Here is a 21,563-nt window from a genome sequence, read left to right as displayed (position 1 = left end):
CTCTCAGCCGCTCTGAGGATTGTCAGTGCAGTGCATGATCGGGCGGCTGTGAAAGCACAGCGGTCTAATGTGTAATCGGATCGAGGGTTCCAGGGCGCGCCGCCTGCGGGGCCCTGGCTTCTCTCGGCGATGAAGCGTGGGTCGTAAGCCTAGGAGCTGGTTTCCTGCGACTTGCTGCTTTCATCCTCACCCGGGACATCCGTGTGCTCGCCGAGGGTCTCCCGGACATAGAGCTTCTTCACCAGGACGTAGGTGACCACGGCGAGAGGGAAGCCGAAGATCAGGCCGAGCGTGCCGAACAGAACGCTGCCGATGAGAATGGCGAAGAGGGCCAGGGCCGGCGGGATGCTGATCATGCTTCTGGCCACCAGCGGGAAGATCACGTTGCCCTCGATCTGCTGGATTGCCAGCATGGCGAGAACGGTCCAGAGCGCGGCTTCCCCGCTGACGCTGAAGGCGATCAGCACGGCAGGAAGCGCGCCGAGAATGGGACCGAGGAAGGGGATGAAGTCCGCCAGGCCCGCGATGAGCCCGAGAGCCAGGGCCGAGGGCAGTCCGATCAGCCAATAGGCGATGGTCGACAGAACCGCCACGCACGCCATGGCGATCAGCTGAGACGTCAGCCACAGGCGCAGGGCCTGACCCGACGCGTGCAGCGAGTCCTCGACCCGCTCATGATGGCGGATCGGGAACAGCTTGACGAAGCCTTGCCGGTAAACGCGCGGAGCCGCCGCGATATAGATGCCGGCGATCACCACCAGGATGAAGTCCGCCAACCCGTCGAGAATGGCGCCGCCGACGCCTGCAAGACGTGCCGCCATGCTCCCGCTCGAAGCATTGTTCATCATTTCGGAAAGGTCGTCGCTGACAGAGCCGAGGCCGAGATTTTTGGCAAAGTTGTCGACCGCGAAAGGCAGCCGCTCCACCACGTTGGAGAACTGAGCCCGGACCTGCGTTCCGAACAGGGCCATCATGGCCAGGAAAGCCACGAAGATGAGAAGGGTCGCAACCGTGAGGCTCCACCGGCTGGGAACCCGCAGATAGCGCTCCAAGGCCTCGGAGGCGGCATGCAGGAGAAGGGCGACCAGGATGGCCCCGAAAGCCAGCAGAAGGACGTCCGACAATTGCCAGAGCAGAAGCGCGAACAGGCCAAGGCCGAGTGCAATGAGGATCTTACGGATGAATTCCGCGTCTCTCATGATCCCTAGGCGGGAACGGCCCCGGTCATCCATCGTTTACGCCCTCTCCACTTGCGCATTGACAATGGAAACGGCGAAGCTCGGTTCCGAGGTTTCATGCGAGCGTATTCATAAAGCACTTGTGGATTAGCTCGCCTGAACTTGACCGTATAAATTGAAATTTATTCCCAACATTGTGGAACGTTATGAAAAATTCATGGTTGTTCTGCCATGGAGGGAAGTCAAATGACATCGAATGTCATCTGTTTTATTCTCGGTACGGTATTTCCGCTTGCTACGGTAGGCTGGCTTTTCGTTCACTGAATGGAAAGCAGCTCATCGCGTCCAGTTGAAGTATTCTGTACAGCCAATTCTGATCGATGCTTATGCAAAACCCGCCTGATAGGTTCAGGCGGGTTTTGCATGCCCTAAGCGGTGATTGTGCCTAGCCGGCGAGGTCCGTGCAGGACAGATGCCCCGAATGCCCACGCTTAGGGATGTTCTGGGGTGTTTACTTCGACGCGACAGCGGCGCGCTTGGTCAACGCTTTCTGGAGCGAGGAGGGGAGGTCGATCCCTGTCAGTCGCCAGGTGGTGCCGCTCAGGCGCAAGGTGACCCTGAACTGCCGGTCTCGGGGTTCGTCCGGCGTGAGAGGGATCGTGATGGCTCGGAAGCCCTGCGATTCAGACAGGATGAAGATCCGCCAGGCTTGCTGCAGGGAACCCGGGTCGAGGCTGATTGCCGGCCCGGCGGCGCCCTCCGGCTGGATCTGCTGTAGTTGCCCGTCTTCGAGAAGATCGATCAGGGCCTGGGGCGTGACAAGTTCCTCCAGAGCCGGGTTCAGAGTGGTTGCTCCGGCTTGGGCAGCCAGTTGCCGGTCGCGTTCGCTGATGTCCTGGGTCTTCAGGTATTCCCCCAGGATCTGGCGGGCGAGGGAGACGCGCAGGGCGTTGAAATTCACGCGCTCGCTGATGCGCGCAACGTCCCTGGCCTGGACGGCCTTGGACAGGTCGTAGAGCGCAACGAAGGGCGAGACCATGAAGATGGCCCAGCCTAAGAGCAGTAGGAAGCTGATGCGAAAGGTCCAGCGCATCGTCTCATCAGGGTGAGAGGGCAGGGTATCGTCCGCACGGGGCAGGGCGACCGGTGAGCCGCTTCAGGTAAGGATGCTTCCGGCAATAAAAAAGGGCGACCATGTGATCGCCCTTTCTTGAGTTTCCGGCTGGGCTGAAGATCAGCCGCGGGCGCGGGCCCGGATCATGAAGGTGTCGAAGGCGTATTCGGCCACTTGGAACCAGAGGTATTCCTCGTTGCGGAAGCCGCGGACGCTCTCGTAGATCTTCTTGAAGTCGGCATTCTTGCCCGAGACCTCGTCATAAACCTCGTTGGCGGCCTTGTAGGCGGCTTCGAGGATCTCCTGCGAGAACGGACGCAGCTGGGTGCCGGCGCCGAGCAGACGGCGCAGGGCCGCCGGGTTGCGGGCGTCGTACTTGGCCAGCATGTCGTTGTTGGCATAGCTCGAAGCCGTGGTCAGGATGGCCTGATATGCCTTGGGCAATTCACGCCATTTTGCCTGATTGACGAACAGGTGGATCGACGGGCCGCCTTCCCAGAAGCCGGGATAGTAGTAGTACGGCGCGACCTTCGCGAAGCCGAGCTTCTCGTCGTCGTAGGGGCCGACCCACTCGGCGGCGTCGATGGTGCCGCGCTCGAGCGACGGATAGATATCGCCGCCCGGGATCTGCTGCGGCACGACGCCGAGCTTCTGCATCACCTGACCGGCGAGGCCGGCGATGCGCATCTTCAGACCCTGCAGGTCCTGAACGGTCTTGATCTCCTTGCGGAACCAGCCGCCCATCTGCACGCCGGTGTTGCCCGCGGGCATGCCGTACATGTTGTGCTTGGCATAGAACTCGTTGAGCAGATCGTTGCCGCCGCCGTGATAGAGCCAGGCGTTCTGCTGGCGGCCATTGAGGCCGAACGGCAGGGCGGTGCCGATGGCGAAAGTCGGATCCTTGCCGAAATAGTAGTAGGAGCAGGTGTGACCCAGCTCGACGGTGCCGCCGCCGACCGCGTCCGCGATCTGAGCCGTACCGACGATTTCACCGGCTGCGAAGGGCTGGATCTGGAACTTGCCGTCGGTGGCTTCCGACACGTACTTGGCGATGGTCTCAGCCGCGCCGTAGATGGTGTCGAGCGACTTCGGGAAGCCGGACTGCAGGCGCCACTTCACTTCCGGTGCCGACTGGGCGATCGCCGGAGCGGCGACCGCGGTCGAGGCGGCGCCGACCGCCGTGGCCTGCAAAAACTGACGACGTTTCATAAAGCTAACTCCTCCCTCTGGGGTCGTGACTTCGTCACTTGCGCCCCATTGACACTAAATCCGGTTCCCTCTGCAAGAACTGTCGAGCCTGTATCGACTAATGACCTATGCGCTACTTGAAAACGTGTTAGGTCTGCCTAGGAAAGCGGCACGTCGATCGTGCACACCACCCCTTCGGGCCGGTAGACCAGGCGCACCTCGCCGTTGAGCTCGCGCGCGAGGCCATCCTGGATCAGGCGCGAGCCGAACCCCTTGCGCGAGGGCGGGGAGACGGTCGGTCCGCCGTGCTCCTCCCAGCGCATGGCAAGGCGCGGCCCGGATGCCGCCTCGACGGTTGACCAGGACACTCGCACGCGGCCCTCTGGAGCCCCCAAGGCGCCGTACTTGGCCGCATTGGTGCACAGCTCGTGCATGGCCATCGAGAGGCTCAGGGCCATGGAGGGGCTCACGCGAAGGTCCTGCCCTTCGATCCGGATTCGGCTGCCCTCCTCCGAGAGGTCCCGGTAGGGCGCGAAGGCCTGGGCGACGATCTCCACGAGGCCCGCGCCTTCCCAGTTCTCCCGGGTGAGGATGTCATGGCCCCGGGCAACGGCGTGGAGACGGGCCTCGAACGTGGCGTAGAGGGCGGGCAACTCCCGCGCGCTGCCCGCGCCCCGCGCCCGGAAGCTCTGGGACGCCAGGGACTGGACGGTCGCCAGGGTATTTTTCACCCGGTGGTTCAGCTCGTTGAGCAGGAGCCGCAGGTGCTCCTCCGAGCGCTTGTGCTCGGTGATGTCGATCTGGATGCCGTCCCAGACGATGGCGCCATTGTCCAGACGCCGGGGGGTGGTGATGATGCGGTGCCAGCGCGTCTCGCCGGTTTTCGCATGCCTGATCTCAAACTCCTCCTCGCATTCCGTGAGATCGCGAAGGCTCTCCAGCCGCCGCGCGAGCATGCGCTCCCGGTGCTGCGGCAGCACGAGGCTGTAGAGAAGATCGGGATTGGCCTGGGCTTCCTCCGCGGGAATCCCCGTGAGCCTCTCGCAGGTCTTCGAGACGTAGAGCACCTTGCGTTCGTGATAGGCTGCCGAATGGCTCGTCTGATAGAACATGCAGGCAGGCGCGTTGTTCGCCAGCGCGCTCAGGCGCGCCTCGCTGGCGCGCAGTTCCTCCTCAGCCTGTCGCCGCTCCGTCCAGTCGCGGAAGCTGACGCCGATGCCCCCGTTATAGGGAAAGACGTGGAATTCCAGGTGCCGCCCGGGCCGTCCGACCGCTTCGGCCTCGAAGGACAGGGGGCGGCCGGTGAGGAAAACCTCCTCGTAGCGGCGGCGCAGGTCCGTGCCCTCGGATTCGGGAAACATGCTCCAGATGACCTTGTGGAGCATCGCCTGGCGGGGCAGGCCGAAATAGGTTTCCGCCGCCCGGTTGATGTAGCCGAAGCGCCAATGGGCATCGAGGGAGTAGAAGGCGTCGCCAATACCCTCCAGGACCACCGAAAGCTGGGCATTGACCTTGGCCTCGACCGTGCGGGCCAGGGCCTGCTGCAGGGCGTCGTTCAGCGCTCCTCGCGGGCTGGCGGAGATCGATGCCACAAATTCGCTTGTGAGCTGCTCCAGATCGATGGATGCAGCCGAGGCCGGGTTGGACATGGTCATGATCTGAAACATAATCACGGTTTCACATCGTGAGCAATGTGCCCCCGGCTCATGCAATCAAGTTTTGAAGCCTATGGTGCGAATCCGCACGCCGGAACCGCTCAGGACGATCAGGATTCGGTCTGAACGGAGTTCTTGTCGAACGAGGCGTTCTTGGGAATGCTGAAGGCCTCGGCGGCGCAGATCAGGGTGAACAGGGCGATAACGCCCACGATCTCGGCGAAGCTGACAAGGGTGGAAGACAGATCGCCTGCATAGGCAAACGCGCCCGAGACGAGCGCGACAACGACAGCCCAAAACATCATGGGCCCTCTCCCCGGCTAAGCTTGATGCGGCTACACAACGCCCAACTAGCTCAAAAGTTCCTAAAGCCAAGCTAAAATATTCCTTGGCTGTCGGTTTTCGGCAAGAGGCGGTACTCTACTATGGATAAGGTCCATGACGGTTTTTTGAAGGCCTGTCCATGCGCCCCCTGATCGACCGGATCGTGCCCGATCTCCAGCCACCCGATAAGCCTATGCTGGACGAGGCCCGACGGGCCTCCTCGCACCACCGGCAGGCCGCTCACGGGAGCCTCCTCGAACGCATCCCCGCCCTGCACGCCGTCGAGCAGAGCCCACCCGCCAACCCGCTGCCCTGGCCCGGTTCCCTCAGGATCGCGGCGTTCAATGCCCAGCGCCTCAAGGACAGGCGGGCGGCCCGGCGTCTCATGGAGCAGGCCGGGGCGCAGGTCACGCTGCTCAGCGAGGCTGATGTCGGCATGGCGCGGTCCGGCAACGCCCACACGGTCCGCGACCTGACCGCCGGATCGGGGGAGGGCTATCTCTATGGGGTTGAATTCGTGGAGCTCGACCTCGGCAGCGCGGACGAGGTCGAGCAATGCGCCGGCCAAAGCAATGCCCACGGCCTGCACGGCAATGCCATCGTGGCGGGCCTTGCCCTGGAGCGCCCCTGGCTGATCCCGCTCGAGGAAAACGGCCTGTGGTTTCCCGGCATCAACGGCTTCCAGAGGCGCATCGGCGGGCGGATGGCGCTCGCCGTCCGCGTGGCGCAGGCGCCCCGGCCGCTCTGGATCGTGAGCACGCATCTGGAAAGCAAGACCGACCCTGCCGACCGGCAGGCGCAGATCCAGGCTCTGCTGCGGGCCCTGGAGGTCATCGCCCCGGGAGAGGCCTGCGTGATCGGCGGCGACTTCAACACCAAGGCCCTGCCGCGCGGCGAGGACGAGCGCCACCTCCTGCTGGACGCGCCCGAGCGCACCGAGCCGCTCTTCGCCGATCTGCGCGATGCCGGCTTCGAATGGCAGCATGCGAACCTCGCTTTGCCGACGCAGACAACGGGCCCCACAAACAAGCACGAGCCGCCTTTCGGCAAACTCGACTGGCTTGTGGTGCGCGGGCTCGAGGCCGGCAATCCGCAGGTGATCCCGGCGGTGGACGAACAGGGCAGCGCGGTGTCGGACCACGAGATGATCGCCGTGGATGTCAGGATCGCTTGAAGCTGGCGCACCCTGTGACGCCGGCTTGCCGGTTCCTCAGAGCAGCCCGCTGGTGATGCCCGCCCTTGCGAGTGCATTGTTAGCATCTTCATGTGGCCGGCTCTGGCCGGTTTCAGGTGCGCTGACGAGAGTGCGAAGCCGGATCACGTTGATCGGTAGAAGGATGACATGCAGGACGAGGACGGGCATGAATGGACCCATGGCGCCATAGCCGATGAAGCAGACATTGGCCCCGATCGCCATGATGCGCATCGGCAGCATCGCCCTCTGCGCGAAGGTGGCCAATGTCAGCCCCGACGCGGCATATCCAAAAGCGTCGATCAGGCCTAACATCATGATCGTGCTCCTTAGACGATTTCACAGGCTTAAAGGGTTCGACCAAGATCTGCCCGGCCGCCCCATCAATGGTCCAGCAGAGCACCGGTGTTCGGGCTGGGGTCCGCCGGCGCTCCATTCTCCCGCCGTCCGAGCACCGCGCGCTTCCAGGCCGTCAGTCCCACGATGAGGGCGCAACAGAGCGTATTGGCTGCAAAGACCGCCGCCATGCGCCAGTCACTCACGACGAGGATTGCATAGGCGACCGTGGAAAGATGAGAGATACCGAACAGGCTCCAGGTCGCATAGGAGATGGCGGTTGCGCCCTGCGTGTCGCGGCCGATCTTCACGATCTGCGGGAGATAGGCGAAGACCCGGGCCGTGTTGCAGGCGGTGAACAGGAGCAGGGCGGCCTCGGCGGACGTGACCGGCATGATCAATCCGCAGCATGCGCGCTGAAGGGGCAGTAGGACAGAACTTCGTCGCGGGTCGCCATGATCCTGTAGGCAACCCTGTTGAGCGTGTCGGCCCCGAAGCGGTCATAGAGAGAAGCTGCGGCGGTGCGAGGCTCGGGCACGTAGCTGCGTCCCATGAGATGCAGGGCGGCAGCGCCTTCTTCGGAGCCGAACTTGCTTGCGAAGTAGAGGCCCTGGCAGTTGCAGCCGGACAGGTCGGACTCGGCGATGGACCTGCATTCGCCCGCGACGTCCAGCGTCGTCTCGGCGGCATGGGTCGGCGATGCCGTCATGGCGAGGCCGAACAGGGCGATCATCAGCGCATGTTTCATCGATCTGCTCCTTGAGGCAGTTCCGTTTGCCGGATGCGAGGCGACCCGAAGGTTGCTTCCCCTCGTCGAACCGTTTCGAATCAAGCAAAATGAGCGCTCGCGGATGATCATGATTCGAGCGCATCCGCGCGTCCTCCACCGTTTGGGGGAGGAGCGCCGCTTCGGGCCCCGATAGCCTGCAGTCATGTGTTCGGGCGCACGTCGCCGCCAGTGCCAGCTTCGGAGGAATCCATGAAGCCGGATGAAGCCTTCTCCGACCTGATCGGACGCATCTACGACTGCGCCCTCGATACGAGTTTGTGGCCGACGGCTCTAGGAGAGATCACCGAGGCTCTCGGCGGCGTCATGGCCGATCTGGTTGTGTCCCATCCACTCGAGAGGACGCAGAAGTTCACCATTCTCTACAACTGGCCCAAAGATCAGATCGCTCTTGCGCAAGCCAATGCGCCCATCAATCCTGGGCTGTCGCTGGGACTGACGGCGCCATTGTGCAAGGTCTTCTGCAGTTCGCGCGACCTCGACATCGAGGCATTTCATCGAAGCCGCTACTGGCAAAACTGCTTTGCCGGTCGCGGCCTCTATGACTATGTCGTCACTCCGATTACGAGAACGGTAACCAGCTTCTCCACCTGGGGCGTTGTCGGCAGCGAGGCCAAAGGTCCTTACACGGACGAGGAGATCGAGCTTGCGCGCCTTCTCTCGCCGCACATCAAGCGTGCCGTCGAAATCTCCGGCGTCATCGGCCAACAGAGGGTGGAGGCCGGCACGCTGCGGGCGGCCCTCGAGGCGCTGGCGACGCCGGCTCTGATCATCGAGCCTAACGGCGCGATCTTGTTCTGCAACCAGGCTGCCGACAGGGAGTTGGCCTCGCGGCAGGTGCTGCGCGAGCACAAGGGCCGCCTGAGGGCGGTGACGCAGGATGCGATGAAGCTGCTGGCCGGGCTGTCGCTCCCGGACGCCAGCAGGAATACTAAAGGACATGATGCTTTCCTGACGGATGCCACAGGGCGTACCCTGCACGCGACCTGGGCCGAACTGGAGCAGGCGGGAGAGGAGATCGGCAGCCCCATGCTGCTGCTCCTGCGCGAGCCTGAGGCCGCGCTCACGACGCCGCTGTTGAGCGCAGCCAGCCTGTATAAGCTCACGACGGCGGAGATCCAGGTGCTGGGACAGGTCCTCCACGGGCATGCTCTGACCGACACGGCTGAAATACTCGGTCTTGCTCGGTCCACGGTGAAGACGCACCTGGACGCGATCTACCGCAAGACGCAGACGAACCGACAGTCCGAACTGGTCGCTCGCATCATGAGCCTGGCGTCACCCCTGCGGCAGTGAGGGCAATGAAGCGATACGTGATGTTCCCCGTCAAATAGGGACATTTCGTCCGCTCATGGAATCAAGGAAAACTCTCCGATTTAGCGCGCTTCTGTTCTGAGTTTAGTCTTTGAAAGGTGACATTGTCCTTATCGTCCGCATCTGCCTGGAGCATCTGCGGACAAGCTTGCAGTCCATCAGCTTGTTGGTCTGGTCTAATAAGGAAAAATCCACCTTGACAGCGTGACGCTCTTAGAGTACAAAACGTGAACAATAACGAAGTGTGAATGAAGCGCCCCCGCCGCATTCACCCCGTCGGCCAAACCTCCACCGCCCCGGCGCCCCCGCCCGGGCGGTTTTTTGTTGGCTTCTCCATGGTCCAGAGAATTGAGATCACTGACGAGCAGAGGCAGCAGGCCTGGGAGTTCTATATCCGCGAGCCGAAGATGAGCCTGCCCGAGATCGAGCGTTACCTCAATGTCGGCAGCAATACCTTCCTGCGGATGCGCAGGCGCTGGGGCTGGCCGCCGCGTCAGGGCGCCCGCATCGAGAAGGTCTCAGGCCCCGCCGTGAAAGATGACGTCGCTCTCGCCCAAAGTGCCACGATCGCTGCAGCATCGGTGAGCGACGCGGCCCGCGCCCTGGCCCAGGCCACGCGAGTGCAGATCGACGCACTCATGGACGAGCAGCGCAGGGGCCAGGCCAAGGATCACGACAAGACGGCCTGCAGGCTCGCGTCTTATGCGAAGACGCTCGCAGCCGCCCGGGCTCTTCTGGAACAGGAAAGTTCTAAGCTCGATGACACCGAGCCCCATGACAATAGACCCCGGCGCAGCCTGCACGAGCTCCGCGAGGAGCTTGCTCGCCACCTTGACCGGGTTATCGCGGAGGAGGAGGCTCGCGGACGCGACGGCCTTCTTATCTGAGGCCGAACTCCGCAGCATCCTCCGCTTCTGGCCGATCCGCTGCCGGCCCGAGCAGCGCATGCCGGGCCTGGCTCGGGAACACGATCCCTGGACGATCTGGCTCATCCTCGGCGGACGCGGCGCGGGCAAGACCCGCACCGGTGCCGAATGGGTGCGCGGCATTGCCCTGGGCGATCCCGATTTCGGCACGGGTGCCTCCCGGCGCATCGCGCTTGTGGGCGAGACATTCTCGGATGCACGCAACGTGATGGTGGAGGGGCCGGCCGGCATTCTCGCCGTTCATGCGCGGGACGAGCGGCCCACCTGGTCGCCTTCCTTGCGCAAGCTCAAATGGCCGAACGGCGCGGTCGCGCAGGTGTTCTCGGCCGAGGATCCGGATTCGCTGCGCGGTCCGCAATTCGAGGCCGCCTGGGCGGACGAGCTCGCCAAGTGGAAGCACGTGGAGGAGACCTGGGACATGCTGCAGTTCGGCCTGCGCCTCGGCGCTCATCCGCGCCAGATGGTGACGACCACGCCGCGCCCGATCCCGATCCTCAAGCGCTTTCTCGCCGACCCGTCGGTGGCGGTGTCGCGGGTGCGGACCGCCGAGAATGCCGAGAATCTGGCGCCCGCCTTTCTCGACGCCGTGGTGCGCCGCTATGCTGGCACGCGGCTCGGCCGGCAGGAGCTCGACGGCGACATCGTCGAGGATCGTCCCGATGCCCTGTGGACGCGCGATGTGCTCGAGGACAATCGGGCCGAGTCCGCGCCGCCGCTGATGCGCATCGTCGTGGCGGTCGATCCGCCGGCCTCGTCGTCGAAACGCGCCGATGCCTGCGGGATCGTGGCGGCCGGCATCGACGAGGGCGGCACGGCCTATGTGCTGGAGGATGCGACGGCGTCAGGCCTGAAGCCGCCCGAATGGGCTGCCAAGGCCGTGGCCCTGTATCGACGGCTGCAGGCCGATGCGCTCGTGGTCGAGACGAACCAGGGCGGCGAGATGGTGGGCAACGTGATCCGCGAGGTCGACTCGTCCGTGCCCGTGGTGAGCGTGCGCGCCACGCGTGGCAAGTATCTGCGCGCCGAGCCGGTCTCCGTGCTCTACGCGCAGAACCGCGTGCGCCATGTGGGCGCGCTGCCGGAGCTGGAGGACGAGCTGTTCGATTTAGGCCCCGGCGGCCTCACCTCCGGCCGCTCGCCCGACCGCATGGACGCGCTGGTCTGGGCGCTCACTGAACTGATGCTGCGCGAACGCCGCGAGCCGCGGGTGAGGGTGTTATGAAAAAGAACGCCCCAGCCGAAGGGTGGTGTTCACGCACATCTCCAGCCGGGGCGCCGTGGCTACCGTAGGGGCAACAAGTAAAGCCACTTGGTATAAGCTAAGCCGTTGAAGAAAATCCTCAAGGATTCTGATGGGGTGAACCTTTCGCGCCGGCGTGATCTCGGAAGGATATGGCGGCCTGCGCCGTTGTACGTCGCCAGGGAGATCATGGCTGCAGGGCTGGGGCGGATGGCAGTCCATCCGTGCCGATCCGCCCCGCCATCTGCCTCGTGCCGCCCCATAGGGGAAAGACGGCAGAGCTCGAAATTCGATGGTCGCGCCAGCCGGTCCGAGGAAAGCGTCCCGGCTGGCGCGTGAATGTCGCCGGATGCCCCGCAACATCTCAAGACTACCCTGGGGTATGTGACGCGCCAATGACGAGCGGGCCGAATGTGCCTGCTTTGCGGTCACCGGTTGCGGAAGTTGTCGGCATGCTGAAGCGACGGGAGGCAGAGGCCGGTTTTTTGAAGGGCAATGAACCTTCCCTTCGTCATGGCCGCACTTGTTGCGGCCATCCACGTCTTCAACCGCGGCAAAGACGTGGATCCCCGGAACAAGTCCGGGGATGACGGGAGAGTGTCTTCTCCTCGTCTAACGCATTCAACACTCTTCATCCCTCACGCCCCACCAAGGCAGGACCACTTCATGCTGAATCGTTTGACCCGCTGGCTCCAGGCTCCGCCGGATGCCAAGGCCTCGCGTGCTCAAGGAGCCATTGCGCTCTACGTTGCCGGTCGCCCCGTGTGGACGCCGCGCGATTACGGGGCGCTGGCCCGCGAAGGCTTCCAGAAGAATGCAATCGTGCACCGCGCGGTGCGCCTGGTGAGCGAGGCGGCCGCGTCCCTGCCGCTGGTGCTCATGAGCGAGGGCAGGGAGCATCCCACGCATCCGCTGCTGGCGCTGCTGGCGCGCCCCAATGCGCGGGAAGGCGGGCAGCGCTTCCTCGAGAGTCTCTACGGGCACCTGATGGTGTCGGGCAACGTCTATGTGGAGGCGGTGAGCCTCGACGGCGCGCCGCACGAGCTGCATTGCTTAAGGCCCGACCGCATGCGCGTAGTGCCCGATGGGGACGGCTGGCCGGCCGCTTACGAATATGCGGTCGGCACACAGGCCGTGCGCTTCCCGATCCGTGACGAGGCATTGCAGCCGATCCTGCATCTCACGCTGTTCCATCCGGCGGACGATCACTACGGTTTGTCCCCCATGGAGGCAGCCGCCACAGCGCTCGACATCCACAACGCGGCGGGCGCCTGGAACAAGGCGCTTCTCGACAACGCGGCGCGTCCCTCCGGCGCGCTGGTCTTCGGCGGTGCGACTCTCACCGATGCGCAGTTCGATAGGCTGAAAGGAGAGCTGGAGACCAATTATCAGGGCGCCGGCAATGCGGGCCGCCCGCTGCTGCTTGAGGGCGGGCTCGATTGGAAGCCGCTGTCGCTCTCGCCGAAGGACATGGATTTCGTGGAAGCGAAAGCCGCCGCCGCGCGGGAGATCGCGCTCGCCTTCGGCGTGCCGCCGCTGCTGCTCGGCCTGCCCGGCGACAGCACGCACGCCAACTACGCGGAAGCCAACCGCGCCTTCTACCGCCAGACGGTGATCCCGCTGGTCAAGCGCACGGCGGAAGCGCTCGCTCACTGGCTCGCACCGGCCTATCGCGAGATGCTGCAGCTTGAGCCCGACCTCGATGCGATTGAGGCTTTGGCGGATGAACGCGAAAGCCTCTGGCGGCGCGTGTCGGCGGCGGCGTTCTTGTCAGACGACGAGAAGCGCGAAGCAGTGGGCTATGGGCGTGCGGAAGCCGTGAAGGCGAGGCGGGGATGATTGCTTGCGATGAAGCGCTCCTTTGTCATCCCCGGACTTGTTCCAGGGATCCACGTCTTAACCCTTTAAAACGTGGATGGCCGGGACAGGCCCGGCCATGACGAGGTTGATGTCATCCAGGATGGAGCGCAGCGAGGATCCGAGATAGCGCTCACTGACGGCCTTCGAGAATGCAGTGCCTCCCCCAAAAACTCCAACGGAGCTTTTCACGAGAACAAATCATGAACTCATTCGACCAGATCACCGAAGCCGTCATCCGGCGCGGGGATCTTGCCCATCTGGCCCTGTTCGTCTGGGCCAGCGGAGCCTCCGCCTTGCTTGCCATGACCCTGCGCGACCTGTTCGCGGCCAACCGCCGGTTCGATGCGTTGGTGCGCGAGCTGTCCCTGTTCAACCGCCGCCATTCGGGAGACCCCACATGACCCGCCTCTCATCCCGCGCGCCGCGCAAGCCGAAGGCCGCGCGGGAAAGCCAGACCCGCGCCACGCTCGTGTTCCGCGACTTCGTGCGCCAGCTCGAAAAGCTCGATGCGAAACCCGCGCAATCGGCACGCGGGGCCGCGCGATGATGGTGGCAGCACCCAGTGTCCGGGAGCGCAAGTTCCTGCCCGAGCCCGTGAGCGGCGTCGATGCGGAGGGCGTGTTCGAAGGCTATGCGAGCCTGTTCGGCGAGGCCGATCTCGGCAAGGACATGGTGATGCCCGGCGCCTTCCGCGACTCCTTGAAGAAACGTGGCGCCGCGCAGGTGCGCCTGCTGTGGCAGCACGATCCGGCGCAGCCCATCGGGCGCTGGCTCTCCATCGCGGAGGACCTGCGCGGCCTGCGCGTGCGCGGCCGGCTCAACCTCGCGGTTGGCCGAGCGCGGGACATCCATGCTCTCATGCGCGACGGGGCGGTCGACGGGCTCTCCATCGGCTTTCGCGTCGAGCGGGCGAGAGCCGAGCGGCCGACCGGGTTGCGTCGCCTGGAGCGGCTCGACCTGTGGGAGATCTCGGTCGTGACCTTTCCGATGCTGCCCGGCGCGCGGGTCGAGACCGTCAAGCAGGCGGCTCCGAAGCTCGCCACCCATATTCGCAGCACCGCCGTTAGACTGTTTTCCTGAACCTTGTCCGTGGGAGCGCGTTAGCTGAAAGCCCGCATCGACGCGGAGGCTGCGGGCCCTTTCCTCACGCGAGAGGTGTCTGTTCTTCGCTTGTCTCGGGAGGTTCTCATGAAGAAGCTTGCTTTCGTTGCGCTGATCGGCCTTGCGGCGGCGGCCTGCACGACCACGGAAGAGCGGGTGGGCGGTGCGGCTGTCGGCGCCGGCGTCGGCGCAGTTGCCGGTCCCGTGGGTGCCGTGGTTGGCGCCGGCGTCGGTGCGGCGGCCGGTCCGGCCGTGTCCGATACGGTGCAGGCTAACACGCGCCCGGTTCGCCGCACGACCCGCCGCCGCTAACGCGCCGGCTCTGCCAAGCCCTCATCCTGAGGAGGACCGCAGGTCCGTCTCGAAGGATGCTTCAGTGCTCTCTGGATCCTCCTTCGAGACGCCGCTTGCAGCGGCTCCTCAGGATGAGGCCAGAGGTCCCCATTCCCGTCATTGGGAAACAACGGGCCCGCCACTCGGCGGGCCTTTTCTTTGATCTCTTTGAAACCTATGGATTGTGATGATTCCTGTTGTTGAAACCAAAGCCGTGTCCGACGATGTCGCCTCGGCCTTCGAGGATTTCGCCCGCGCCTTCGAGGCGTTCAAGGACGCCAACGACACGCGCCTGTCCGAAATCGAGACCAGGCTCGCGAGCGACGTGGTGACGGACGAGAAGCTCGCCCGCATCGACACCGCCCTCGACGACGCCAAGCGCCGGCTCGACCGCCTCGCCCTCGATCGCTCCCGTCCGCCCCTGGGAGGCAACCCCGACACCCAGCGCGATCCGGCCCAGGCCGAGCACAAGAGTGCGTTCCATGCTTATGTCCGCAGCGGCGAGGCCACGGGTCTCAAGCGGCTGGAGGAGAAGGCGCTCTCGGCGGGCTCCGGGCCCGACGGCGGCTATCTCGTGCCCGATACGGTCGAGCGCGAGGTGCTGCGCCGTCTCGCCAACGTGTCGCCGATCCGCGCCATCTCGTCGGTACGGGTGATCTCGGGAGGACAATACAAGCGCGCCTTCTCCACCGCGGGCCCGGCCACCGGCTGGGTCGGCGAGACGGGCGCGCGTCCGCAGACGGCAAGCCCCACGCTGTCCGAGATGAGCTTTCCGGCTATGGAGCTATACGCCATGCCGGCGGCCACCCAGACCCTGCTCGACGACGCGGTGGTCGATATCGAGAGCTGGATCGCCGAGGAGGTGGAATCCGCCTTCGCCGAGCAGGAAAGCGCCGCCTTCGTCACCGGCGACGGCGTCAACAAGCCGAAGGGCTTTCTCGCAACTGAGACGGTCGAGAACGAAATTTGGGAATGGGGGCGCCTCGGCACGGTGAACACCGGGGGCGCGGCCTTCCCGACGTCAAACCCGTCCGACGTGCTGGTGGACCTGATCTACACGCTGAAATCCGGCTACCGCCAGAACGCCGCGTTTGTCATGAACCGCAAGACGCAGAGCGCCATCCGCCGCTTCAAGGACGATAACGGCCAGTATCTCTGGGCGCCGCCCGCGAGCATCGGCCAGGCTGCGACCCTGATGGGCTTTCCCGTCGTCGAAGCGGAGGACATGCCGGACATCGCGCTCAATGCCTGCCCCATCGCGTTCGGCGACTTCAAGCGCGGCTGTCTGGTCGTCGACCGCGCCGGCCTGCGCGTGCTGCGCGATCCTTACTCCGCCAAGCCTTACGTGCTGTTCTACACCACCAAGCGCGTGGGCGGCGGCGTGCAGGATTACGCGGCGATCAAGCTGCTGAAGTTCGCGGCGTAGGATCCGGTGTCATCCCCGGCGAGCCGAAGGCGAGGGAAGCGGATCCATAGCGCAGCGTGCGCAAGTGGATTCCCTTCCCCTTCGCGGCGCTTCAGCCGGGAATGACACCCACCACGTCATCCCCGGACTTGTTCCGGGGATCCACGTCTTTGCAACGCTGTGGTTCTCAAGACGTGGATGGCCGGGACTGATCCCCGGATCAAGTCCGGGGACGGCCATGACGGAGTGGGCGTCGTTCCCGTGAGCGCAGCGAGGTAGGGATTCGCTCACAGGTGCCTGGGCAGCTCAATTCCCCGTCCAGGCGGCATTGAGGCTCTGCATGCTGCCCGTGATCCAGCGCAGGTGCTCGACCACGGGCGTCACGGCCGTGAGGCCGCCGCAGGCGCTGGGGGTGCGGGTGCGCAAGGCGCCGCTCGACCAGCTCGTGATGCCGTAGAGCTGATAGCCGCTCCCTGTGGCGGCGAGGATCGGGCCGCCGGAATCGCCCCGGCAGGCACCCGCGCCCGTAGTCTCGGCGAGGCGATTGCGGTCGGCCACGATGAGGACGCGGTTTGCGACCTCGATGGGACCGAGCGAGACGAGGTTGGTCTGGCGCAGCGTCCGGGCCGTGCCGCGGGCTCGCTCCGAGAGAACGCCGTAGCCGGCAATCGTCACCTGATCGCCCACATCGATGCGGCCCGCCTGGGTGGGATCGAGGGGCAGGAATTCAGGGCCGAGGGGCCGGTCCAGTTTGACCACGGCGAGATCGATGCCGGGCTGGGTGCGCGGCGTGGTGCCGGGCACGAAGGTCGGGTGGATGGCGAGCGCGGCGACGTTGAAGCGCTGGGGCCTCAGGGCCCGGTTGAGCGCGGTGACGCGATAGGCGGCGCGGTCGATCACGCAGTGGGCGGCGGTCAGCACCAGATCGCGCCCGACGATCACGCCGGAGCAGAGCTCGCCCAGCGAGTTCTCGATGGACACCACCGAGCGGCGCAGCCCATTCGGATCGCGCGATGCGACTCCCTGCAGGATGGCCCAGGCGGGGCTCGCGGCGAGGGTGAAGGCGGCAAGAGCAAGGGGGAGCAGGGCGCGCATGGAGGATGATGCCGTGAGGGAGAAATGTGTTTTAAGGCAAGGCTTCGCCCGCAAGGATAGTTCCGACCGTTTACGAAAATCTAACCGCCGTTGCCGCTCCACAACGCTGCACGGTTCCAACCTTTCAGAATCCCGTCGATCCACGCGCGCTGCGGGCCCACCAGGATGCCCTGCGTGATGCCTCCGCAGCTGCGGCCCCTGGCCGGCGCTGACCAACTTGTGATCGCCGCCACCGTCGCGCCGGACGCCATCGGCCCGCCGGAATCGCCCTGGCACGCGCTCGCCGTGCCGGAGCCCTCGGCCCAGAGCAGGATACGGCTCGGGCCATACGGCTCGACGGCCGTGAGGGACGCGGTGCGGAAGGTGCCGGTGCTCTTCGCATCGCCATCGCGGGCAAGGCCGTAGCCGCCGATCGTGACGAAGGTGTTCTCGGGCACCTTCACGGCGCTGAGCGTCGCCTGCTCGAAGCGCGCGGGCAGGGCTTCGGGAATGCGCACGAGCGCGAGATCGATGGAGCGCTGGCGCGTCTCGATGGCCTTCGCGTTGTAGCCGGGATGCACGGCCTTCGCGGCGGGCACGATCAGCACGGGCTCGCCCGCCTCGTCGCGGAAATGCACCCGGTGCTCGGCGGCGCCCGTCACGCAATGGGCGGCGGTGAGCACTACGTCGGATGCCAGCACCACGGCGCTGCACACGCCGCCGTTCGAACTCAACACCATCACGCTCCGGCGCGACAGCGGGCCCTCGTCGGGCTGGCCGCCGACGATGGCCTGCGCCCCCGTGGCGAACAGGACCAGGGCGAGAGAGAGCGTGAGCGGACGTTTCATGACAGCACAAGGATCCTTTGTTCCGATGATTCCCATATTCGTCAGCGGCCCCGCCGTCGAGCCCGTCAGCCTCGCCGAAATGAAGGCCTACCTGCGCGTGGATGACGATGACAGTGCGCAGGATGACCTGATTTCCGGCCTCATCAAGGCGTCCCGGCTTATGATCGAGGCGGTCTCCCGCCGAATTCTCATCGAGCAAAGCTGGCGCGTGGTGCTCGACCGCTGGCCGCGCGACGGCGTGCTCCTGCTGCCGCTCTCGCCGCTGATCGCCGTGGATTCGATCGGGATCGCGGACGTCTCGGGCACCCTGACCGAGCTGCCGGACGATGCCTTCGAAGCGGATGGCCTAAGCGACCTGCCGCGCATCGCGGTCCCGGATGCGCCGGAGCCTGGAAAGCCGCGCAACGGCATCGTCATCGCGCTGCGCGCCGGCTATGGAGCCACGCCTGAGGCGGTGCCCGCGACCCTGAAGCTCGCTATCCGCATCCTCGTGGCCCATTGGTTCGAGAACCGCGGCGACGTGGCAGGCAGCCAGATCCTGCCGCCGCAGGCTCTTTCGCTTGTGGCGCCATTTCAGCGGGCGCGGCTGTAGCTGCTGCGGTTTGTCATCCGGCGCAGGCGGGAATGACACCCTCCTGTTTCCAAAACTCCCTCGTCATCCCCGGATTTGTTCCGGGGATCCACGGTTTTCCTTTCCATCTCTCCAGCCTCATCCTGAGGAGCAGCGCAGCTGCGTCTCGAAAGATCGTCCAGAGATCACTGGAGCCTCCTTCGAGACGATCGCTTACACGACCTCCCCAGGATGAGGTCGAGTGTTGTTCGACCGGGTCAATTCCCACGCAAAGACCATTCCCATGACAACCAAATCTCTCCCCATCGGCGCGCGCTCGCGCCGGTTCGTGCTCGAGCTGCCGCTGGAGCGGCCCGATGGCTTCGGGGGCGTCATCCGCTCTTATGCGCCGGGGCCCGAGGTGTGGGGCGCCATCGAGATGCTCTCCAGCCATGAGCGCGTGCGCGCCGACCGGCCGGAGCAGAGCCTCACCCACCGCATCACCCTGCGCTACCGCGAGGGCGTGACGGGGGCCATGCGGCTCACCGTCGGCCTGCGCCGCTTCGCCATCCGGGCGGCCTCCGATCCCGACGGATCGAAGCGCGATCTCGTCTGCCTCGTCGAGGAGGTGAGGGCATGACGAGCCCGGTGCTGGCCCTTCGCCGCGCGATCATCGATGCGGCGTCAGCGGACACGGAGCTGCGCACTCTCATGGGCGGATCTTTGCGCCTCTACGACGAACCGCCGCGCGGGGCCGAGCCGCTCTATGCGCTGTTCGGCGACGTCAAGGCCGAGGACTGGTCCACCGATCTCGATCGCGGCCACGCGCAGAGCATAGACATCGTGGTCTGGTCGGAGGAGGGCGGCGCCCGCACGGCGCTCATGGCCGCGGACCGCTTCTTCGCGATCCTCGACGATGCGCCGCTGACGCTTGACGGCCACCGCCTCGTCAACCTGCGCGTCACCGAACTCGCCTCCGGGCGCGACAAGGACACCGGCCTCGCCCGCGTGACGCTTCGCCTGCGTACGGTGACGGAGGTGGCGTGAGGTCGTGCCTGCATAGCACTGTCATTCCGGGATCTCGCTACGCTCGCCCCGGAATGACAGTGGAAACGTATTTACTCCTCTCAACAAAGGACATCCCATGCCTGCTCAGAAGGGCAAGGATCTGCTCATCAAGATCGGCGACGGCGGCAACGCCTTCGTCACTGTGGCGGGTCTGCGCACGCGCCAGATCGCCTTCAATGCCGAGACCGTCGACGTGACCCACGCGGAATCCGCCGGGCGCTGGCGCGAGCTTCTGGCGGGTGTCGGCGTGCGCCGCGCCAGCATCTCCGGCTCCGGCGTGTTCAAGGACGAAGCGTCGGACGCACGCATGCGCCAGGTCTTCTTCGACGGCGATATTCTTACCTATCAGATCGTCATTCCCGATTTTGGCCGCATCGAGGGCCCGTTCCAGATCACGAGCCTGGAATACCGCGGCGGCCATGCGGGCGAGGTGACATTCGAAATGGCCTTCGAATCCGCCGGCGCGCTCGCCTTCGTGGCGATATAGGAGGAATCATGCCCAACAGACGACGGGGCGAGATGGCGCTGCAACTCGGCGACACGCGCTACACCCTCTGCCTCGCGCTCGGCGCGCTCGCGGAGCTGGAGGATCCCTTCGGCGTGCAGGACCTCATGGCGCTCTCGGAGCGCTTCGGCACCGGGCGCCTGTCGAGCCGCGACCTGCTCACGTTGCTCGCCGTCGCGTTGCGCGGTGGCGGTCAACCATTAAGCGATGCGGAGGTGGCGAACCTGCCGCTGCACGACGGTGTCGAGCCCGTGGCTGAGGCGCTGGCCAACCTCCTCGTCATGACCTTTGGCGGAGGCGAGACATCGCCAAACCCTCCGTCATCCCAGGAGACGAGCGCGAGCCAAGTGCCTTCCCCTTGGACGATGCGTTTACGCTCGGATTAAGCATTCTGCGGTGGAGTCCGGAGATTTTCTGGAGTGCGACTCCTCGCGAGTTGCTTGCAGCCTGGGAGGGATTGAGTGGTGGGCGAAGAATCGAGCCTGCGTCGAGCGGCGATCTCAGGAGGTTGATGGAGGCGTTTCCAGATGGCGACACGATCAAAGATAAAGAGACGGGCTGAAGATGACGCCGTTGCGCCTGAGGCATTCAACCTCCAGATCTTCCTTCATCTCGTCCTGAGCGCAGGCGGTCGAGGCAATCGTCAGGAGCATACCAAGAAATGTCTGACACAGCATGCGGAGGTTTGTCGGACGTTCCTTGGGTAGGAGATGGAATCGTTGTTCACTGCGCCTCGTTCCGTCAAAGCTCGTGACCCTTCGCCTTCATGCACGTCCTAAAAACTGTTGAGCGGGTACTCCAAGGCCGTGCGAGGCGGTGCCGTATAGATGATCTTCAATGCACCGGCATAGTACTCGTCGATAGCCTTGTTGACACGAAGGTCTGCGGTTCGCGGCAACTCCGTATCTTGTCACGTTTGCGCGCATCCGGCCAAGCCAACGATGGTTAGGGCTGAAACGCGCATTTGAATTCGTTTCATGATTGTTGAGCCTCGTATGGCGGACAACAATTCTCTCAAACGGCAGATGACGACGTAATGGAAAAGGAGGGTGAAACGGGCCGCCAGCTCAACACTCTCATCGGCCTCTCCGATTAATCTGGTCCTCTGATCCGAGAAACTTGATGCCCTTCGCTTCAAGGCAAAGGATAAAGATCTTCCGATAGGTATCGCCAGTGATGTCCCCGTATTTTCTTGGAGCAACGGCTTTCGCCGCTTCGAATCTACATTCCTTACCGGCCTGCTCAAACTGCTGATCGTTTAACGCACCCGCATCAAAAACCAGATCTGGCTTTCTGCTGGGGTGGTGCAGGCACTCAGAAGTATCGCTGTAATGAAGATAAGAGTGGGTCGAATTATGGTCCCGAACGCAAAGAAGTTCCCAGACGAATCGGGTGGAGAACCAATTGCCGCTGATCGAACGCGCCAGCTCAACACCCTCATCGGCCTCTCCGAACGGTTTGGTGAATCCCTCTCCAATGCTTTTGCTAAGAGCCTGTTTGAGAATGTCGCACGGGGTCGGATTGGGATAGTCTCGAGTCCACATGAGCCGGATGTGGACCAAAGA

At 64.5% G+C, this 21,563-nt stretch carries 28 protein-coding genes; 16 read left to right on the top strand and 12 right to left on the bottom strand.

The window, feature by feature from the left end:
* Positions 1–149: 149 nt before the first annotated feature.
* The 5 genes from JQC81_RS08160 to JQC81_RS08140 all read right to left on the bottom strand — a co-directional run bounded on the left by JQC81_RS08160 (position 150) and on the right by JQC81_RS08140 (position 5,440).
* Positions 150–1,232: an AI-2E family transporter gene (locus tag JQC81_RS08160; RefSeq protein ID WP_203271318.1), complete on the bottom strand. Its 1,083-nt coding sequence runs from the start codon at positions 1,230–1,232 to the stop codon at positions 150–152.
* A 457-nt stretch (positions 1,233–1,689) separates the two neighbouring features.
* Positions 1,690–2,271: a DUF2939 domain-containing protein gene (locus JQC81_RS08155; RefSeq protein WP_203271317.1), complete on the bottom strand. Its 582-nt coding sequence runs from the start codon at positions 2,269–2,271 to the stop codon at positions 1,690–1,692.
* A 141-nt stretch (positions 2,272–2,412) separates the two neighbouring features.
* On the bottom strand, positions 2,413–3,501 hold the full coding sequence (locus JQC81_RS08150) for a TRAP transporter substrate-binding protein (protein WP_203271316.1): 1,089 nt from the start codon (positions 3,499–3,501) through the stop codon (positions 2,413–2,415).
* A 137-nt stretch (positions 3,502–3,638) separates the two neighbouring features.
* A complete protein-coding gene (locus tag JQC81_RS08145; RefSeq protein ID WP_246520310.1) occupies positions 3,639–5,147 on the bottom strand; it encodes a sensor histidine kinase in 1,509 nt (502 codons plus the stop codon).
* A 98-nt stretch (positions 5,148–5,245) separates the two neighbouring features.
* Positions 5,246–5,440: a hypothetical protein gene (locus tag JQC81_RS08140; protein WP_203271314.1), complete on the bottom strand. Its 195-nt coding sequence runs from the start codon at positions 5,438–5,440 to the stop codon at positions 5,246–5,248.
* Positions 5,441–5,598: 158 nt separating this feature from the next.
* On the opposite strand from JQC81_RS08140, the gene JQC81_RS08135 reads away from it, so the two are divergent.
* Complete coding sequence (locus JQC81_RS08135; protein ID WP_203271313.1) at positions 5,599–6,633, top strand: endonuclease/exonuclease/phosphatase family protein; 1,035 nt, start codon at positions 5,599–5,601, stop codon at positions 6,631–6,633.
* A 36-nt stretch (positions 6,634–6,669) separates the two neighbouring features.
* Here the strand turns inward: JQC81_RS08135 and JQC81_RS08130 are convergent, their stop codons facing one another.
* From JQC81_RS08130 to JQC81_RS08120, 3 genes are all read right to left on the bottom strand, one after another.
* Positions 6,670–6,969, bottom strand: a complete 300-nt coding sequence (locus JQC81_RS08130; protein WP_203271312.1) for a hypothetical protein — start codon at positions 6,967–6,969, stop codon at positions 6,670–6,672.
* A gap of 65 nt (positions 6,970–7,034) precedes the next feature.
* Entirely contained in the window at positions 7,035–7,382 is a 348-nt protein-coding gene (locus JQC81_RS08125; protein WP_203271311.1) for a hypothetical protein, read from the bottom strand.
* 2 nt (positions 7,383–7,384) lie between these two features.
* Complete coding sequence (locus JQC81_RS08120) at positions 7,385–7,735, bottom strand: hypothetical protein (protein ID WP_203271310.1); 351 nt, start codon at positions 7,733–7,735, stop codon at positions 7,385–7,387.
* A 231-nt stretch (positions 7,736–7,966) separates the two neighbouring features.
* Between JQC81_RS08120 and JQC81_RS08115 the strand changes: the two genes are divergently transcribed.
* The 9 genes from JQC81_RS08115 to JQC81_RS08075 all read left to right on the top strand — a co-directional run bounded on the left by JQC81_RS08115 (position 7,967) and on the right by JQC81_RS08075 (position 15,974).
* A complete protein-coding gene (locus JQC81_RS08115; RefSeq protein ID WP_203271309.1) occupies positions 7,967–9,070 on the top strand; it encodes a helix-turn-helix transcriptional regulator in 1,104 nt (367 codons plus the stop codon).
* A gap of 266 nt (positions 9,071–9,336) precedes the next feature.
* Positions 9,337–9,975, top strand: coding sequence for a hypothetical protein (locus JQC81_RS08110; protein ID WP_203271308.1), 639 nt, complete (start codon positions 9,337–9,339; stop codon positions 9,973–9,975).
* Positions 9,976–10,033: 58 nt separating this feature from the next.
* On the top strand, positions 10,034–11,236 hold the full coding sequence (locus JQC81_RS08105) for a DNA-packaging protein (protein ID WP_203271307.1): 1,203 nt from the start codon (positions 10,034–10,036) through the stop codon (positions 11,234–11,236).
* 684 nt (positions 11,237–11,920) lie between these two features.
* Entirely contained in the window at positions 11,921–13,093 is a 1,173-nt protein-coding gene (locus JQC81_RS08100; RefSeq protein WP_203271306.1) for a phage portal protein, read from the top strand.
* A gap of 221 nt (positions 13,094–13,314) precedes the next feature.
* Positions 13,315–13,515 (top strand): hypothetical protein, encoded by a 201-nt coding sequence (locus JQC81_RS08095; protein WP_203271305.1) that lies wholly within the window; start codon positions 13,315–13,317, stop codon positions 13,513–13,515.
* On the top strand, positions 13,512–13,661 hold the full coding sequence (locus JQC81_RS08090) for a hypothetical protein (RefSeq protein ID WP_203271304.1): 150 nt from the start codon (positions 13,512–13,514) through the stop codon (positions 13,659–13,661). The genes JQC81_RS08095 and JQC81_RS08090 overlap by 4 nt, the downstream gene beginning before the upstream one ends.
* Positions 13,658–14,194, top strand: coding sequence for an HK97 family phage prohead protease (locus JQC81_RS08085; protein WP_312887491.1), 537 nt, complete (start codon positions 13,658–13,660; stop codon positions 14,192–14,194). Before JQC81_RS08090 ends, JQC81_RS08085 begins: the two co-directional genes overlap by 4 nt.
* A gap of 108 nt (positions 14,195–14,302) precedes the next feature.
* A complete protein-coding gene (locus tag JQC81_RS08080; RefSeq protein WP_190845840.1) occupies positions 14,303–14,527 on the top strand; it encodes a hypothetical protein in 225 nt (74 codons plus the stop codon).
* A gap of 208 nt (positions 14,528–14,735) precedes the next feature.
* Positions 14,736–15,974 carry a phage major capsid protein gene (locus JQC81_RS08075; protein ID WP_203271303.1) on the top strand — a complete coding sequence of 413 codons (1,239 nt, stop codon included), beginning with the start codon at positions 14,736–14,738 and terminating at the stop codon, positions 15,972–15,974.
* Between the two features lie 285 nt (positions 15,975–16,259).
* On the opposite strand, the gene JQC81_RS08070 is transcribed toward JQC81_RS08075, so the two are convergent.
* Positions 16,260–17,048: a S1 family peptidase gene (locus JQC81_RS08070; RefSeq protein ID WP_203271302.1), complete on the bottom strand. Its 789-nt coding sequence runs from the start codon at positions 17,046–17,048 to the stop codon at positions 16,260–16,262.
* An 80-nt stretch (positions 17,049–17,128) separates the two neighbouring features.
* A complete protein-coding gene (locus JQC81_RS08065) occupies positions 17,129–17,911 on the bottom strand; it encodes a S1 family peptidase (RefSeq protein ID WP_246520303.1) in 783 nt (260 codons plus the stop codon).
* On the opposite strand from JQC81_RS08065, the gene JQC81_RS08060 reads away from it, so the two are divergent.
* The 6 genes from JQC81_RS08060 to JQC81_RS08035 all read left to right on the top strand — a co-directional run bounded on the left by JQC81_RS08060 (position 17,901) and on the right by JQC81_RS08035 (position 20,560).
* Positions 17,901–18,467 carry a head-tail connector protein gene (locus tag JQC81_RS08060; protein ID WP_203271301.1) on the top strand — a complete coding sequence of 189 codons (567 nt, stop codon included), beginning with the start codon at positions 17,901–17,903 and terminating at the stop codon, positions 18,465–18,467. The two genes, JQC81_RS08065 and JQC81_RS08060, sit on opposite strands and share 11 nt — an antisense overlap.
* Before the next feature lie 262 nt (positions 18,468–18,729).
* Entirely contained in the window at positions 18,730–19,065 is a 336-nt protein-coding gene (locus JQC81_RS08055) for a phage head closure protein (RefSeq protein ID WP_203271300.1), read from the top strand.
* Positions 19,062–19,472: a DUF3168 domain-containing protein gene (locus JQC81_RS08050; protein WP_203271299.1), complete on the top strand. Its 411-nt coding sequence runs from the start codon at positions 19,062–19,064 to the stop codon at positions 19,470–19,472. Before JQC81_RS08055 ends, JQC81_RS08050 begins: the two co-directional genes overlap by 4 nt.
* Positions 19,473–19,569: 97 nt before the next feature.
* A complete protein-coding gene (locus tag JQC81_RS08045; protein WP_203271298.1) occupies positions 19,570–19,980 on the top strand; it encodes a phage major tail protein, TP901-1 family in 411 nt (136 codons plus the stop codon).
* Positions 19,981–19,988: 8 nt separating this feature from the next.
* Entirely contained in the window at positions 19,989–20,384 is a 396-nt protein-coding gene (locus tag JQC81_RS08040) for a gene transfer agent family protein (protein ID WP_203271297.1), read from the top strand.
* The gene (locus JQC81_RS08035; RefSeq protein ID WP_210347107.1) at positions 20,357–20,560 is read left to right on the top strand and encodes a phage tail assembly chaperone; all 204 of its coding nucleotides are present in this window, start codon (positions 20,357–20,359) and stop codon (positions 20,558–20,560) included. The genes JQC81_RS08040 and JQC81_RS08035 overlap by 28 nt, the downstream gene beginning before the upstream one ends.
* 213 nt (positions 20,561–20,773) lie before the next feature.
* On the opposite strand, the gene JQC81_RS33805 is transcribed toward JQC81_RS08035, so the two are convergent.
* Both JQC81_RS33805 and JQC81_RS08030 read right to left on the bottom strand, forming a co-directional pair.
* Positions 20,774–20,896 carry a hypothetical protein gene (locus JQC81_RS33805; protein WP_281400245.1) on the bottom strand — a complete coding sequence of 41 codons (123 nt, stop codon included), beginning with the start codon at positions 20,894–20,896 and terminating at the stop codon, positions 20,774–20,776.
* Positions 20,897–21,074: 178 nt separating this feature from the next.
* Positions 21,075–21,563: hypothetical protein (locus tag JQC81_RS08030; RefSeq protein WP_203271296.1), on the bottom strand; the 489-nt coding region annotated here is incomplete at its 5' end.

Origin of the sequence: Microvirga arabica (genome assembly GCF_016811235.1) — a bacterium.
Taxonomy (GTDB): Bacteria; Pseudomonadota; Alphaproteobacteria; order Rhizobiales; family Beijerinckiaceae; genus Microvirga; species Microvirga arabica.
Note: the sequence above shows the minus strand (reverse complement) of the source record. Positions and strands in the feature narration are given on the sequence as shown.